Source organism: Rubrivivax sp. A210 (assembly GCF_904426505.1).
Lineage (GTDB): Bacteria > Pseudomonadota > Gammaproteobacteria > Burkholderiales > Burkholderiaceae_C > Rubrivivax.
Map to the genome: position 1 here is coordinate 1 of NZ_CAJGBN010000001.1, position 14159 is coordinate 14159.

11 protein-coding genes and 1 pseudogene are annotated in these 14159 nt (G+C 70.1%); 11 read left to right on the forward strand and 1 reads right to left on the reverse strand.

Annotation, left to right across the window (positions count from 1 at the left end):
• The 4 genes and pseudogenes from JMV16_RS00005 to JMV16_RS00020 all read left to right on the forward strand — a co-directional run.
• Positions 1 to 287: pseudogene (locus JMV16_RS00005) on the forward strand (hypothetical protein); the annotation flags it as partial.
• 93 nt (positions 288 to 380) lie between these two features.
• The gene (locus tag JMV16_RS00010; protein WP_201492106.1) at positions 381 to 2123 is read left to right on the forward strand and encodes a long-chain fatty acid--CoA ligase; all 1743 of its coding nucleotides are present in this window, start codon (positions 381 to 383) and stop codon (positions 2121 to 2123) included.
• Positions 2124 to 2142: 19 nt separating this feature from the next.
• Positions 2143 to 2484, forward strand: coding sequence for an ATPase with chaperone activity (locus tag JMV16_RS00015; RefSeq protein WP_201492107.1), 342 nt, complete (start codon positions 2143 to 2145; stop codon positions 2482 to 2484).
• Between the two features lie 153 nt (positions 2485 to 2637).
• A complete protein-coding gene (locus tag JMV16_RS00020) occupies positions 2638 to 4278 on the forward strand; it encodes a histidine kinase dimerization/phospho-acceptor domain-containing protein (RefSeq protein ID WP_201492108.1) in 1641 nt (546 codons plus the stop codon).
• Here the strand turns inward: JMV16_RS00020 and JMV16_RS00025 are convergent, their stop codons facing one another.
• A complete protein-coding gene (locus tag JMV16_RS00025; protein ID WP_201492109.1) occupies positions 4279 to 5331 on the reverse strand; it encodes a patatin-like phospholipase family protein in 1053 nt (350 codons plus the stop codon).
• 205 nt (positions 5332 to 5536) lie between these two features.
• Here JMV16_RS00025 and JMV16_RS00030 point away from each other — a divergent pair, with 205 nt between their 5' ends.
• From JMV16_RS00030 to JMV16_RS00060, 7 genes are read left to right on the forward strand one after another with little or no spacing between them, the layout of a single operon-like run.
• A complete protein-coding gene (locus JMV16_RS00030; RefSeq protein ID WP_201492110.1) occupies positions 5537 to 5980 on the forward strand; it encodes a DUF2087 domain-containing protein in 444 nt (147 codons plus the stop codon).
• A complete protein-coding gene (gene tadA / locus JMV16_RS00035) occupies positions 5977 to 6540 on the forward strand; it encodes a tRNA adenosine(34) deaminase TadA (RefSeq protein ID WP_201492111.1) in 564 nt (187 codons plus the stop codon). Before JMV16_RS00030 ends, tadA begins: the two co-directional genes overlap by 4 nt.
• Positions 6537 to 7436, forward strand: a complete 900-nt coding sequence (locus JMV16_RS00040) for an LD-carboxypeptidase (protein ID WP_201492112.1) — start codon at positions 6537 to 6539, stop codon at positions 7434 to 7436. Before tadA ends, JMV16_RS00040 begins: the two co-directional genes overlap by 4 nt.
• Before the next feature lie 26 nt (positions 7437 to 7462).
• Positions 7463 to 9706 carry an ABC transporter substrate-binding protein gene (locus JMV16_RS00045; protein ID WP_201492113.1) on the forward strand — a complete coding sequence of 748 codons (2244 nt, stop codon included), beginning with the start codon at positions 7463 to 7465 and terminating at the stop codon, positions 9704 to 9706.
• Positions 9707 to 9722: 16 nt separating this feature from the next.
• Complete coding sequence (locus JMV16_RS00050; protein ID WP_201492114.1) at positions 9723 to 10706, forward strand: ABC transporter permease; 984 nt, start codon at positions 9723 to 9725, stop codon at positions 10704 to 10706.
• 15 nt (positions 10707 to 10721) lie between these two features.
• Positions 10722 to 12170, forward strand: coding sequence for an ABC transporter permease (locus tag JMV16_RS00055; RefSeq protein ID WP_201492115.1), 1449 nt, complete (start codon positions 10722 to 10724; stop codon positions 12168 to 12170).
• A gap of 4 nt (positions 12171 to 12174) precedes the next feature.
• Positions 12175 to 14019 carry an ABC transporter ATP-binding protein gene (locus JMV16_RS00060; protein ID WP_201492116.1) on the forward strand — a complete coding sequence of 615 codons (1845 nt, stop codon included), beginning with the start codon at positions 12175 to 12177 and terminating at the stop codon, positions 14017 to 14019.
• Positions 14020 to 14159 lie beyond the last annotated feature (140 nt).

Consider the following 14159-nt stretch of genomic DNA (forward strand, 5'->3'; position numbering starts at 1 on the left):
CACCTGCGCCGGCCCCGGTGCAGGCGGCGACGGCCGAGACCCAGCCCGCGCCGCCGCCCGAGCCCGCTCCGGTGGCGGCGCCACCCCCGCCGGCCCCGGCGCCGGCCGCGCCGGCGGCCTCGATCGCGGTGTCGGCCGAGCCGCCCAAGCCGCTCGGCCCCGAGGCCAGTTGCAGCGAGAAGAAGCTGCTCGCCTACTTCGTGTGCATGGAGCGCGCCTGCCTCAAGCGCGATCTGCAATCCCATCCCGACTGCCTCAAGTGGCGCAAGGAAGCCAAGCGCGACTGATGCCGGCCGGTCCACCGCTGTCAAGCCGGGCTTGGGCTAGCTGACGGCACCGGCGAATGCCGCTACACCCGGGGCTGGCTCCAGGAGCACCCCATGAGCAGCGAAGCGGCAAGCACGCCCACCCCGCCGTCCACCCCGGCACCCACCGCCTACTGGCCCGCGCGCCTGCCGCGCCAGCTGGTGGTGCCCGAGACCACGCTGTGGTTCAACCTCGAGGCCAGCGCGCGGCGCTACCCGCGCAAGGCGGCCTACCGCTTCTTCGGCCGCGCGCTGAGCTACGCCGAACTGCATCGCCAGGCCGAGGCCCTGGCCGGCTGGCTGCAGGCGCGCGGCCTGCAGCGCGGCGACCGCGTGCTGCTCTTCATGCAGAACAGCCCGCAGTTCGTGGTTGCCTTCTACGGCGTGCTGCGCGCCGACGCGGTGGTGGTGCCGGTGAACGCGATGAACCGCGCCGACGAGTTCGGCCACTGCATCGCCGACTCAGGTGCCCGCGTCGCCATCACCAGCGCCGACCTTGCCGCCATCGTGGCCGAGGCCGATGCCCGCCTGCCGGCCGGCAAACGCCTGCAGCACCTGCTTGTCACCCGCCTGGCCGAGGCCTTGCCCGACGAAATCGCGCCCGAGGAGATGCCCGCGCCGGCGCTGCTGGACTGGCTGCGCGCCGATCCGCCGCTGCCTTCGGCATCGGCCTTGGCAGGCGCGGTGACGCTGACGCGCTGGCGCGATGCCCTGGACAGCGGCCATGCGCCCGGCCCGGCGCGGGCCGAACCCGATGACCTGGCCCTGCTGCCCTACACCTCGGGCACCACCGGAGCGCCAAAGGGCTGCATGCACAGCCACCGCACGCTGATGAGCAATGCCGTGGGCGGCGGCCTCTGGGGCCAGGCCAGCGCCGAATCGGTGAGCCTGGGCGTCGTGCCCATGTTTCACATCACCGGCCTGATGTACGGCGTGCTGGGCTCGGTCTACCTGGGCAGCACCGTGGTGGTGCTGCCGCGCTGGGACCGCGAACTCGCCGGGCGCCTGATCTCGCGCCACCGTGTGACGCACTGGACCTGCATCCCGACCATGATCATCGACCTCTTCGCCAGCCCCAACTACAAGCGCTTCGACCTGTCCAGCCTGCGCTACCTCTCGGGCGGCGGTGCGGCCATGCCGCAAGCGGTGGCCGAGCGCCTGCGCGCCGAGTTCGGCCTTTCCTTTGCCGAGGGCTATGGCCTCACCGAGACCGCCGCGCCCAGCCACGGCAACCCGCCCGAGCGCGCCAAGCTGCAATGCCTGGGCATCCCCATCTTCGGCGTCGACAGCCGCGTCATCGACCCCGACACGTTGGCCGAGCTGCCACCGGGCGAGACCGGCGAAATCGTCACCCACGGGCCCATGGTCTTCAAGGGCTACTGGGGCCATGAGGCCGCCACCGCGGCGGCCTTCATCGAGATGGACGGCAAGCGCTTCTTCCGCACCGGCGACCTTGGCCGCCGCGACGAGGAAGGCTACTTCTTCATCACCGACCGCCTGAAGCGCATGATCAACGCCAGCGGCTTCAAGGTCTGGCCCAGCGAGGTCGAGCTGCTGCTCTTCAAGTGCCCGCTGGTGCAGGAGGCCTGCGTCATCGCCACCCGCGACGCCTACCGAGGCGAGAGCGTGAAGGCGGTGGTCGTGCTGCGCCCCGAGGCGCGAGGCCACACCGGCGCCGAAGACATCATGGCCTGGGCGCGGGCTCACATGGCGGCCTACAAGGTGCCGCGCCAGGTGGTCTTCGTCGATGCGCTGCCCAAGAGCGGCGCCGGCAAGGTGATGTGGCGCGCGCTGCAGGACAGCCAGGGCAGCAGCTGAGCGCGCCGACAATGGCCGCATGTCCGAAGACAGCCAGATCGTCGTTCCGCCTTCCTTCATTGCGCTTTACGTCGACCCCGGCCGCAGCCGGCCGCGCCTGCCGCGCGAGGAGATAGCGGCCCGCCACGAGCATTGCGATGACCTCGCCAACCTGCTCACCGAACACGCGCGCACCAGGCAGTGGGAGCTGGGCGTGACCGAGGCCGATGTGCTGGAGCGCATTCACCGCGGTCTACTTTCCGGCGACGGCGCGCTGCCGGCGCCCGAGGCGTGCTGGGTGCTGTGCCGCCTGGCCGAGTTGCTGGACTGGCCCCAGCCGCAGTTCGAGGACGAGCCCGGCGGCCAAGATGGCCTGCGCTGAAGCGCGGGCCGCCAAGCCCGCTGCTTGACCCAGGTCAGCCCGGTGCTGGCCGCCTGCGCCTAGGATGAGTTTGCCGGGCTTTGCGCTTGCAGGCGAGCGCTGCCGGCGTCAAGCGAGCAGGCATTGAAAGGCGTCCCCAGGCCAATCGGCGAGGTGGCCACCCCCGAGGGGGCGGCAGCCGGGGGCTTCCGCCTGATGCGCTACTTCATGCTCACCACCCTGGTGGCCTTCATCGGTGCCTGGGTGGCGCTGCTGGTGCTGCAGCGCAATGAGTCCATCTTCTTCGCCCAGGTGCAGGCCGAGCAGCGCGCCTTCTTCGCGCGTGCCCAGGCCATCCTGGCACGCCAGAACGAGGCCGCGGCGCGCGACAGCCTGCTCGCCGTACACGAAGCCAGCCATGTCAACCTGACGCGGCTGGTGGCCAACACGCTGTGGGCCTCGGACATCGCGCCGTTGCTGGCCCAGGCCCAGAAGCTGCCGGCCGACGACTGCCGCGCCGTCGCCGGCGAGGCCCGGCGCGCCTGCCAGGCCGAGATCGGCGCCCGCATCCGTGCGCTGCCCGGCTTCAAGGCGCTGGACACCAAGGCCTATGCCGCCATGCAGTCGACCACGGTGTTCAAGATCAAGGTCTGGGACCGCCGCGGCATCACCGTCTACTCGTCGGAGCAACGCCAGATTGGCGACGACGGCTCGTCCAACCAGGGCTGGCGCCAGGCCATGGCTGGCCAGCCGGCCAGCGAGCTGACCCACCGCGACCGCTTCAGCGCCTTCGAGGGCATGGTCGAGAACCGCGACGTCATCTCCACCTATGTGCCGGTGCGCCTGAACGGCGGCGCCGAGGTGGCCGGGGTGGTGGAGCTGTATTCCGACGTGACGCCCTTCCTGGGCCAGATGCGCGAGGCCTCGAGCCGCTTTGCCCACATCACGGCAGCCAACGAGATCACGCTGGAACGTGCCGCAAGCGAGAACCAGGACAAGGTCGACAGCAGTTCCGACCGCCTGCTGTTCATCGTCGGCGGCCTGCTGGTGGCGCTCTATGGCGTCTCGCTGCTGGTGGTGCATGTCGGCCAGCGCATCATCGACCGCCAGACCCTGGCTCAGCAGGATGCGGCGCGGCGCGAGCGCCTATGGCATGGCGAGAAGATGGCCGCGCTGGCGGCGATGGCGGCCAATGTGGCGCACGAGGTCGGCAATCCGCTGGCCGTGATTGCCGGCCTGGCCCAGGAACTGCCGGGCCATGCGGCCACGCCCGAGGCCGGGGCCACGGCGGCGCGCGCCATCCTCGAGCAGACCCGGCGCGTCTCGGCCCTGGTGCGCCAGATCTCCGATTTCGCCGCCAGCCGGGGCGACGCCGCCGAGTGGGTGGATGTGAACACCATGGTCGAGGCCGTGTGCCAGTTCCACCGCTTCGACCGGCGCTTTCGCGGTGCCAGGATCGCCTTCGTCGGCGCCGCCGGCCTGCCGGCCTGCCGCCTGGTGCCCGACCGGCTCAATGAGCTGATGATGGGCTTGCTGCAGGCCTTCATCGAGGATGCCGGCGCGCGCCCGCATTGCCCCGGCCTGCACGTCGAGACACTGACCGAGGCAGGCCTGGTGCTGGTGCGCTGCCGCAGCGAAGCGGCTTCCGAGGCCCCGCTGCGCGGCCCTTCCGGTGCGCGCGCCGAGGCCTTGCAGCGCCTGGCCGAGGGCATGGGCGGCAGGCTGAGCTTTGCCGAGGGTCGCGTGCAGCTGGCGCTGCCGCCGGAGGTCGACATGGAGGCGGCCCGCAAAGAGGCCGAACCGGCCGCCGCCTGATCAACCGAAGAGCGTGCGCAGGGGAATGCTGGTCTGTCGGCCCACGTCCTGCAGATGCCGCTCCAGCCAGGCCCGGCCGCGCTCGCGACCCTGGTCGCGCAGGCGCTCCAGAAACGGCCCGTAGGCCAGCAACTGGGTGTCGGTGCGTTCCAGGCTGGGCAGCTGGGTGTTGTCGATCATGTGCAGGCGCAGGCCGCGCAGCCGGCGCTCCAGCGGGCTGCCGCCCAGCAGGCCCGGGCCGGCCTTGTCCAGGGTCTGCACCAGCAGGCGCATCTCGCGCATGAAGTGGGCGCTGAAGGCCAGCTCGACAAGGCGGGTCTCGATCTCGGCCACCGTGCGCGGCGTGCCTTCGCGCTTCAGCGGGCTCAGCAGCACCAGCAGCACGTCGGCCGCGGCGCAGTCGAAGACGAGTGGAAACACGGCCGGGTTGGCCGAGTAGCCGCCGTCCCAATAGGGCTCGCCTTCGATCTGCACCGCGTGGTGGATCCTGGGTAGGCAGGCCGAGGCCAGCACCATCTCGGCCGTCAGCTCGCGCTCACGGAAGACGCGCAGGCGGCCGCTCGCGGCCTGGGTGGCGCCGATGAAGAGCTTGAAGGGCGCGGCGCGGCGCAGGGCCTCGAAATCGACCTGGGTGCGGATGAGGTCGCGCAGCGGGTTGTGGTCCAGTGGGTTGAGCTGTGAAGGCGAGAAGCAGGCCGCCCATTGCGCCAGCAGGCGCGTCACCGGGGCCAGGGCGATGTCGTCGCCCTCACGCTGGCTCACCATGCTGGCCGGCAACTGGCGGCCCACGGCGGCCCAGAAATCGGCCAGCCCTTGGCGTGCGCCGTCGCGCCCACCCTTGGCCCAGCCGTCGGCCATCACGACCGCGTTCATGGCGCCGGCGCTGCTGCCGCTCAGTCCCTCGAACTGCAGGCGGCCGTCCTCGAGCAGTGCATCGAGCACGCCCCAGGTGAAGGCACCGTGGGCGCCGCCGCCCTGCAAGGCCAGGTTGATGCGCCGCGCCGGATCGCGCAGGCCTCGCCACCAGCGCGCAACGGTGGTCAGCGGCGCCATGGCTTCGGAGGCAGGGCGGGGCGCCGCGGGCGGGGCAGGGCGGGGTGCGATGTCGGGGGTGGGGTTCAACCGGCTCCTGAACGCGGAAGAGGTCCGCTGGGTGGCGATAGTCTAGGGATAACCCGCACCTTTGCTTGTGACGGGACGTCCAGCCCTCGGGCGGCCCCTGGGGGAGGCAGGCCCTGGTGCCACTGATAATGGCCGCATGGAAGTCGCGGCCACACCTTTGGAGCAACGCCTGGCCCGCCTGGTGGTCAAGAACGAGGTCGGCCTCGGCGGGCTGGCGTCCGCTGACCAGGCCCTGGCCTTCGCACTGGTCTGGCGTGTGCTGCCCGCGGGCACCACGCACAGCGAGCCCGGCATCAATGCCCAGCTCAAGGCGGCACTGTCCGGCGCCGCGGCCTGGCTGGACGTCGACCATGTGGAACTGCGCCGCTGGCTGGTCGACAGCGGCTGGCTGTGGCGTGACGGCTGGGGGCGCGAATACCGCCGCGTCGAGCCCGAAGGACTGACGGCGGAGCAGGGCGAACTGGCCGCGGCGCTGCAGGCGCTGGATGCCGAGGCCTGGGTGGCCGGCCAGCGCCGCCGGCATCAGGCAGCGCGCGAGCAGCGCCGCCGCCTTCATGCCCATGGCGGCCAGGCCGCATGAGCATCGCGCCGCTTGATGAATGGGGCATGCGCCTGGCGCTGGACCAGGCGCAGAACGCGCTGCTGGTGGGCGAGGTGCCGGTGGGCGCGGTCATCGTGCGGCCCTCGGCCGACGGGCCCAAGATCATCGCCACCGGCTACAACCGCCCCATCACCACCCATGACCCCACGGCCCACGCCGAGATCGTGGCGCTGCGCCACGCCGCCACGCTGCTGGAAAACTACCGCCTGCCCGAGTGCGAGCTGTACGTGACGCTGGAGCCTTGCGCGATGTGCGCGATGGCGCTGATGCATGCCCGCTTCAGGCGCGTCGTCTTCGGCGCCCCCGACCCCAAGACAGGCGCCGCCGGCTCGGTGATCAACCTCTTTGGCGAGAGCCGTCTCAACCACCACACCGAGGTGCTGGGCGGCGTGCTGGCCGAGCCCTGCGGTGCGCTGCTGCGCGAGTTCTTCGCCGAGCGCCGCCGTGCGCGGCGGCCGGTGGCCGATGCACAGGCCGCCGCCATCCCCACCGGCGAGGCGCTGGAAATCGGGCTCACCGAATTTGGAAAGCTGAAATGAGCGCGCTGACCCTCTTCTCGCCCTCGGGCGTGGTGGCCCGGCCGGCCGATCTGCGCCGCGCCGCCAAACGCCTGCAGGGCCTGGGCTTCGCGGCTGCCATCGACGAGGCGGCGCTGGCGCGCGCCCAGCGCTTTGCCGGCACTGACGAGCAGCGGCTGGAGGCCCTTCACCGCGTTGCCCGCGCGGCGCCCGCGGTGGCCATGGCCACGCGCGGCGGCTACGGCCTCACGCCGCTGCTGCCGCGCATCGATTGGAAGCTGCTGGCGCGCGCCGTCGAAAAGGGCACGCGCTGGGTTGGCCACAGCGACTTCACGGCGTTGCAGCTGGGCCTGCTGGCCTGCCACGGCGCCCAGAGCTGGGCCGGGCCGATGGCGCTGGACGACTTCGGCCGCACCGACGACAACGGCGGGGTCGACGAGGTCACCCGCGACTGCTTCACCGAGGCCATGGGCGGCGAACTCGAGGCCGTGGGCTTTCGCACCGAGGCCGGCTTCGACGGCCTGGGCCTGCGCGGCACGCTGTGGGGCGGCAATCTCAGCATGCTGTGCGCGCTGCTCGGCACGCCCTGGATGCCTGCGCCCAAGGCCGGCATCCTGTTCTTCGAGGATGTGAACGAGCACCCCTACCGCGTCGAGCGCATGCTGCTGCAGTTGCTGCAGGCCGGCATTCTGGGGCGGCAGAAGGCGGTGCTGGTGGGCGCGGTAAGCGCCTGGAAGCCGTCGCCGCTGGACCGCGGCTACACGATGAAGACGGTGGTGGCGCGCCTGCGCGCGCTCACCAAGGTACCCATCCTCACCGGCCTGCCCTTCGGCCATGTGCAGCCCAAGCTCACGCTGCCGGTGGGGCGGCGGGTGCAGTTGCTGGTGGACGGGCGCAATGTGCTGCTGGGGTGGTGAGCGTGGAATTTCGATGGAGAGACCGCATGCGCGGATCAACTGAATCCTGGCGTAAGGCCTTGCGCTTGCTGACCCTGGCCGCGGCCGGCTGGCTGGCCGCCGGCTGCAACAACAACCCCTGGCCCGACCGCTCGGCTGCGTCCAACACGCTGCACAGCGCGGTGATCGAGAACTCGCCGCGCCACCTCGACCCGACGGCGTCCTACTGGAACAACGACACCGCCTACACCTACCAGATCTACGAGCCGCCCTACGGCTACCACTACCTCAAGCGGCCCTTCCAGCTCATCCCCAAGACCGCGGCCGCGGTGGCCAAGCCACGCTATGTCGACAAGAACGGCCAGAGCCTGCCCGACGACGCGCCCGGCGAGCAGGTGGCCGAGAGCATCTACGACGTGCCCATCAAGACCGGCGTGATGTTCCAGCCCCACCCGGCCTTCGCGAAAGATGCCCAGGGCCGCTACGCCTACCACGCCATGAAGCCGGGTGAGCTGGGCGAGCGCCGCACGCCGCTGGACTTTGAACTGCAGGGCACGCGCGAACTGGTGGCCGAGGACTTTGTCTACGCGCTCAAGCGCCATGCCACCACGCGCATCACCGCGCCCATCTTCAGTACCTTCGCCGAGTACGTGGTGGGCCTGAAGGAATACGGCGTGCTGATCCGGCAGGAAGACAAGCTGCTGCGCCAGGGCCTGGACCCGTCCAGCCAGGACAAGCCCTTCCTCGACTTCCGCCGCTGGCCGCTGGCCGGCGCCAGCGCGCCCGAGAAGCACCTGCTGCGCATCCGCATCAAGGGCAAGTACCCGCAGTGGAGCTACTGGATGCAGATGACCTTCATGGCCCCCATTCCCTGGGAGGCCGATGCCTTCTACGCCCAGCCCGGCCTGGCCGAGCGCGGCCTGACGCTGGACATGTGGCCGGTGGGCACGGGGCCCTACATGATGGTGGAGTACATCAAGGACCGCCGCCATGTGATGAAGCGCAACCCCAATTACCGCGTCGAAACCTACCCCTGCGAAGGCATGCCGGGCGACAAGGAGGCCGGCCTGCTCGACGACTGCGGCAAACCCATGCCCTTCATCGACACCCTGGTCTCCACCATCGAGCGCGAGGCCGTGCCGCAGAAGGGCAAGTTCCGCCAGGGCTTCTACGACGTCGAGGTGTTCGAGCGCACCGACACCGGCATGGACTACCTGGTGGCGATGCAGGACAGCGAGGACGTGCGCCGCGAATACCTGGACAAGGGCTTCCGCCTCAACCGCGGCTCCGACGTCAACAGCTACTTCATCGCCTTCAACATGCTCGACCCGGTGATCGGCGACGGCGACGCCGGCGTCAACACGCCCGAGCAGAAGGCGCGCAACCGCAAGCTGCGCCAGGCCATCAGCATCGCCATCGACTGGGAAGAGTATTCCAAGGTCTTTCCCAAGAAGGCCGGCGACACCGCGATGAGCCCGCTGCCGCCCGGCATCTTCGGCTCGCGCCAGGGCACGGCCGAGGGCGTGAACCCGGTCACCCACGTCTGGCAGGACGGCAAGGCGGTGCGCCGCCCCATCGCCGAAGCGAAGAAGCTGATGGCCGAGGCCGGCTACCCCAATGGCCGCGACGAGAAGACCGGCCGCCCGCTGGTGGTGAACTACGACTACTACGCGCCGGCCACGCCCGAGCGCAAGCCCGAGATCGACTGGGTGGTGCGCCAGTTTGCCAAGATCGACATCCAGCTCGAGGTGCGCGCCACCGACAACAACCAGTTCCAGGACAAGGTGCGCAAGGGCAAGTACCAGGTCTTCTGGCTGGGCTGGCTGGCCGATTACCCCGATGCCGAGAACTTCCTCTTCCTGCTCTATGGCCCCACCGGCAAGACCAAGTTCGACGGCGAGAACACCGCCAACTACGCCAGCGCCGAGTACGACCGCCTCTTCGCCACCATGAAGACCATGGATGACGGCCCCGAGAAGCAGAAGCTCATCGACGACATGATCAAGCTGGTGCGCGAGGACGCGCCCTGGACCATGGGCTTCTTCCCCTACACCTCGGGTGCCGCCCAGCAATGGGTGCGCAACTACAAGCCGGCCATCCTGATCCGCGACCATGGCCGCTACCTGCGCGTCGACGTACAAGATCGCCTGGCCCGCCTGGCAACCTGGAACCGCCCCATCTGGTGGCCGCTGGGCCTGGTGCTGGCGGCGGTGGCGGCCCTGGTGTGGATCGCGCGCCGCCACCTGCGCCGGCGCGAGCGCACCAATGCCCGCGGCGAAGTGCTGGCCTGACGGAGCCCCGGACACCATGATCAACTTCCTCTTCCGCCGCAGCCTCTATGCGGTGCTGGTGCTGCTGGGCGTCAACCTGGCCACCTTCATCCTCTTCTTCACCGTCAACACGCCCGACGACATGGCCCGCCTCAACCTGGGTGGCAAGCGCGTCACCCAGGAGGCGATAGAGAAGTGGAAATCCGAGCGCGGCTATGACAAGCCGCTGTACCTGAACGCGCAGAAGGCTGGCGGCGAGCAACTCACGGAGACCATCTTCTGGGAGCGCTCGGTGTCGCTGTTCGCGCTCAAGTTCGGCCGCGCCGACAGCGAGAGCGCGGGCGACATCTCGCACGAGGTCAGCTCGCGCATGTGGGTGAGCCTGCAGATGGCGCTGCCACTGTTCGTGTTGCAGGTCATCGCCAGCACGGCGTTTGCGCTGCTGCTGGTGATGTTCAGGCACTCGCCGCTCGACTTCTGGGGCGTGGTCAGCTGCGTCGTGATGCTGTCGATCAGCAGCCTCTTCTACATCATCGTCGGTCAGTACATGTTCTCGCGCGTGCTGATGCTGGCGCCGATCTCGGGCTATGCCAGCGGGCTCGACGCAGCCAAGTTCCTGGCCCTGCCCATAGGCCTGTCGCTGATCGCGCGGCTGGGCGGCGAGGCGCGGCTGTACCGGGCCATGTTCCTCGAGGAGATCGGCAAGGACTATGTGCGCACCGCGCGGGCCAAGGGCCTGGCCGAAAGCGTGGTGCTCTACCGCCATGTGCTGCGCAATGCGCTCATTCCCATCATCACCAGCGCCGGTGCCTACCTGCCCTATGTCTTCCTGGGCAGCCTGGTGTTCGAGAGCTTCTTCGGCCTGCCGGGCCTGGGTGCCTACGTCATCGAGGCCATCAGCAAGCAGGACTTCGCCATCGTGCGCACCATGGTCTTCCTGGGCTCGCTGCTCTACATCGCCACCTATGTGCTGATCGACATCGCCTACACCTGGGTCGACCCCCGGGTTCGCCTGAGCTGACGGGGCCCGACCACCATGCCGAAGTTCGTACTGCTCTGGACCGATGCCGCCATCTGGCTGCTGCTGCTGGCCCTGGTGGCCTATGCCGCGGCCGTGGTGCGCAAGCCCGACCTCGCCGCCAACTGGCGCAAGGTCTTCCGCGACGGGCCGGCGCTGGCCTCGTCGCTGATCCTGCTGCTTTGCCTGGGCGTGACCCTGCTCGACAGCGTGCATTACCGCGCCCGGCTCGCAGCGGCCGGTTCGGCCCCCAATGCCGCGGTGGCCTACGACACGCGCACGCGCTCGCTGCTCGACGCGCTGCTGGCCGACCTGGTGGCCTCGCGCGAGGCCACCTATTCACGGCCGCTGTCCTACCTGGGCTTCACCAAGGAGTCGATGCTCGTCAATGGCGAGGTGAAGCGCGTGGCGCCGCGCCTGGTGTTCGGCGGCAAGCACCTCAAGAACCCCGAGGCCGACTGGGCCGGCGACGTGCTGGTGCGCGCCGGGGGCGGCCTGGTGATGGGCGCCCTGCTGGCCCTGGCGGCCAGCGTGGCGCTGCTGGCGGCGCTGGCGCGGGCGCGGCGCGAAAGCCTGGCGGCGGCCTGGCAGCATGTGCGCGGGCGGCAGGGCCAGGTGCCCTGGCATGTGGCGCTGGCCACGCTGTGGGCGCTGGGCCTGTTGGTGGGGCCGGCGGCGGCGCTGTCCGGGCCCTACCATCTGCTGGGCACCGACCTCACGGGCAACGATGTGCTCTACCAGTCGCTCAAGAGCATACGCACGGCCTTCGTCATCGGCACCCTGGCCACGGTGGCGACGCTGCCGCTGGCGGTGAGCCTGGGCCTGCTGGCCGGCTACTTCAAGGGCTGGGTCGACGAGCTCATCCAGTACATCTACACCGTGCTGTCCTCGGTGCCCAATGTGCTGCTCATCGCCGCCTGCGTGCTGATGGTGCAGGTCTTCCTCGACAAGAACCCCGATCTCTTCGAGACCGGCGCCGAGCGCGCCGACCTCAAGCTCTTCCTGCTGTGTACCGTGCTGGGCCTCACCGGCTGGGCCGGCCTGTGCCGGCTACTGCGCGGCGAGACGATGAAGCTGCGCGAGCTCGAGTACGTGCAGGCCGCGGCGGCCTTCGGTGTCGGCCACGGCCGCATCCTGGCGCGGCATGTGTTCCCCAATGTCGCCCACCTGATGCTCATCGTCACCGTGCTTGAGTTCAGTTCGCTGATCCTGTACGAGGCCGTGCTGTCCTATGTCGGCGTCGGCGTCGATCCTTCGATGAACAGCTTCGGCGGCATGATCAACCTGGCCCGCAACGAGATGAGCCGCGACCCCCTGGTGTGGTGGAGCTTCGCCTCGGCCTTCGGCTTCATGGTCACGCTGGTGCTGGCGGCCAACCTCTTTGCCGACGGCGTGCGCGACGCCTTCGACCCGCGGGCGCGCAGCTTCCGCAGCAAGCGCGTCATCGCAACCCGCAAGGCGAGCTAAGAGCATGCTGAACATCCATGACCTGCGGGTCGAACTCGAATCTGAATCCGGCCTGGTGCGCGCCATCGACGGCATGCGGCTCTCCATTGAACGCGGCGAGACCTTCGCGCTGGTGGGCGAATCGGGCTGCGGCAAGAGCATGACGGCGCTGGCCCTGCTGCGCCTGCTGCCCGAGAACGGCTATGTGGCCGGCGGTGACATCCGCATCGGCGCCGGCCGCGACGAGGTTGACGTGCTCGGCCTGCCCGAGGCGCAGATGCGCTCGGTGCGCGGGGGCCGCATCGGCATGATCTTCCAGGAGCCGGGCACCAGCCTCAACCCGGTGATGAAGGTGGGCGCGCAGATCGTCGAGGCCATCGAGACCCACACCGCGCTGCGCGGCGAGGCGGCGCGCGCCAAGGCCATCGAATGGCTCACGCGCGTCGGCATCCCCGAGCCCGAGCGCCGCATCGACGACTACCCCTTCCGCATGAGCGGCGGCCAGAAGCAGCGCGTGATGATCGCCGTGGCGTTGGCGGCCGAGCCCGATTTCCTGGTGGCCGACGAGCCGACCACGGCGCTGGACGTCACCATCCAGGCCCAGATCCTCGACCTGCTGAAAGATCTGCAGCGCGAGCGCCGCATGGGCCTGCTGCTCATCACCCACGATCTGGCCGTGGTCTCGGGCATGGCCCATCGCGTGGCCCTGATGTATGCCGGCCAGATCATCGAGGTGGCGCCGGCGGCCGAGTTCTTTGCCGCGCCCAGGCACCCCTATGCCGCCGCGCTGCTGCGCGCGCTGCCCGGCGGCGACCGCCGCAGCGCGCCGCTCGAGGCCATCGCCGGCACCGTGCCGCCGCTGACGCTGCAGTTCAGCGGCTGCCGCTTCGCGCCGCGCTGCGAGCGCGCGATGCCGCATTGCGCCGGCACCCTGCCCGAACTGGCCGAGGTGGCGCCGCGCCACCAGGTGCGCTGCCTGCTCTACACGCCGGGCGCGGTGGTGGTGCCCGCCGCGCCGCGCGAGGCCGCGGCTGCGGCGGCACCCGCGCAAGCCAAGGCCGGCGCCGGCCTGCTCGAGGTGCAGGACCTGCGCGTGCGCTTTCCCATCCGCGGTGGCGTGCTGCAGCGCGTGAAGGGGCATTTCGACGCCGTCGGCGGCGTCTCCTTCAAGGTGGGCGCCGGCGAGACGCTGGCCCTGGTGGGCGAGTCGGGCTGCGGCAAGACCACCACCGGCAAGGCCATCGTGCAGCTGCTGCGCCATGTCTCGGTCACCGAGGGGCGCGTGCTGCTGGAAGGGCGCGACCTGCTCGCGATGCAGGGCGACGAACTGCACGCGGCGCGGCGCCAGATCCAGATCATCTTCCAGGATCCGTTTGCCAGCCTCAACCCGCGCATGCGCGTGTTCGACATCCTCGAAGAAGGCCTGGCCGCGCTGCAGCCCGACCTCACGGCCGCCGACCGCCGCGCCCGCATCGAGAAGCTCACCGACCAGGTGGGCCTGCGGCACGACGCCCTGGGCCGCTACCCGCACGAGTTCTCGGGCGGCCAGCGCCAGCGCATCGCCATCGCTCGCGCCCTGGCGGTGCAGCCACGCCTCATCGTCTGCGACGAGCCGACATCGGCCCTCGATGTCTCGGTGCAGGCGCAGATCCTCAACCTGCTGCGCGAGCTGCAGCGCGAGCTGGGCGTGAGCTATCTTTTCATCACCCACAACATCGGCGTCGTCGAGTACATCGCCGACCGCGTGGCCGTGATGCAGGCCGGCCGCATCGTCGAGCAGGGCCCCTGCGCCGAGGTGCTGGAGCGCCCGGCACAGGACTACACGCGCACCCTGCTGGCGGCGGTGCCGCGGCTGCAGACGGCGGCCTGAGCGTTCGGCCGGGGCGGGTGTTGCTCTGCCCCAACGAAGGCCTCGTCGTTGCGCTAGGGAGATGCCCTAGACAGGCCCCCTTGAACGCAGGGGGGTATTGCTCCTGGACCTCGCGCCAAGTGCTTGATTCGTAAGGTAAC

Bases quoted from the DNA above. Each gene is read 5' to 3' on its own strand.
- JMV16_RS00010 (WP_201492106.1), top strand. From the start codon at position 381: ATGAGCAGCGAAGCGGCAAGCACGCCCACCCCGCCGTCCACCCCGGCA.
- JMV16_RS00015 (WP_201492107.1), top strand. From the start codon at position 2,143: ATGTCCGAAGACAGCCAGATCGTCGTTCCGCCTTCCTTCATTGCGCTT.
- JMV16_RS00025 (WP_201492109.1), bottom strand. From the start codon at position 5,331: ATGGCGCCGCTGACCACCGTTGCGCGCTGGTGGCGAGGCCTGCGCGAT.
- JMV16_RS00030 (WP_201492110.1), top strand. From the start codon at position 5,537: ATGGAAGTCGCGGCCACACCTTTGGAGCAACGCCTGGCCCGCCTGGTG.
- tadA (WP_201492111.1), top strand. From the start codon at position 5,977: ATGAGCATCGCGCCGCTTGATGAATGGGGCATGCGCCTGGCGCTGGAC.
- JMV16_RS00040 (WP_201492112.1), top strand. From the start codon at position 6,537: ATGAGCGCGCTGACCCTCTTCTCGCCCTCGGGCGTGGTGGCCCGGCCG.
- JMV16_RS00045 (WP_201492113.1), top strand. From the start codon at position 7,463: ATGCGCGGATCAACTGAATCCTGGCGTAAGGCCTTGCGCTTGCTGACC.
- JMV16_RS00050 (WP_201492114.1), top strand. From the start codon at position 9,723: ATGATCAACTTCCTCTTCCGCCGCAGCCTCTATGCGGTGCTGGTGCTG.
- JMV16_RS00055 (WP_201492115.1), top strand. From the start codon at position 10,722: ATGCCGAAGTTCGTACTGCTCTGGACCGATGCCGCCATCTGGCTGCTG.
- JMV16_RS00060 (WP_201492116.1), top strand. From the start codon at position 12,175: ATGCTGAACATCCATGACCTGCGGGTCGAACTCGAATCTGAATCCGGC.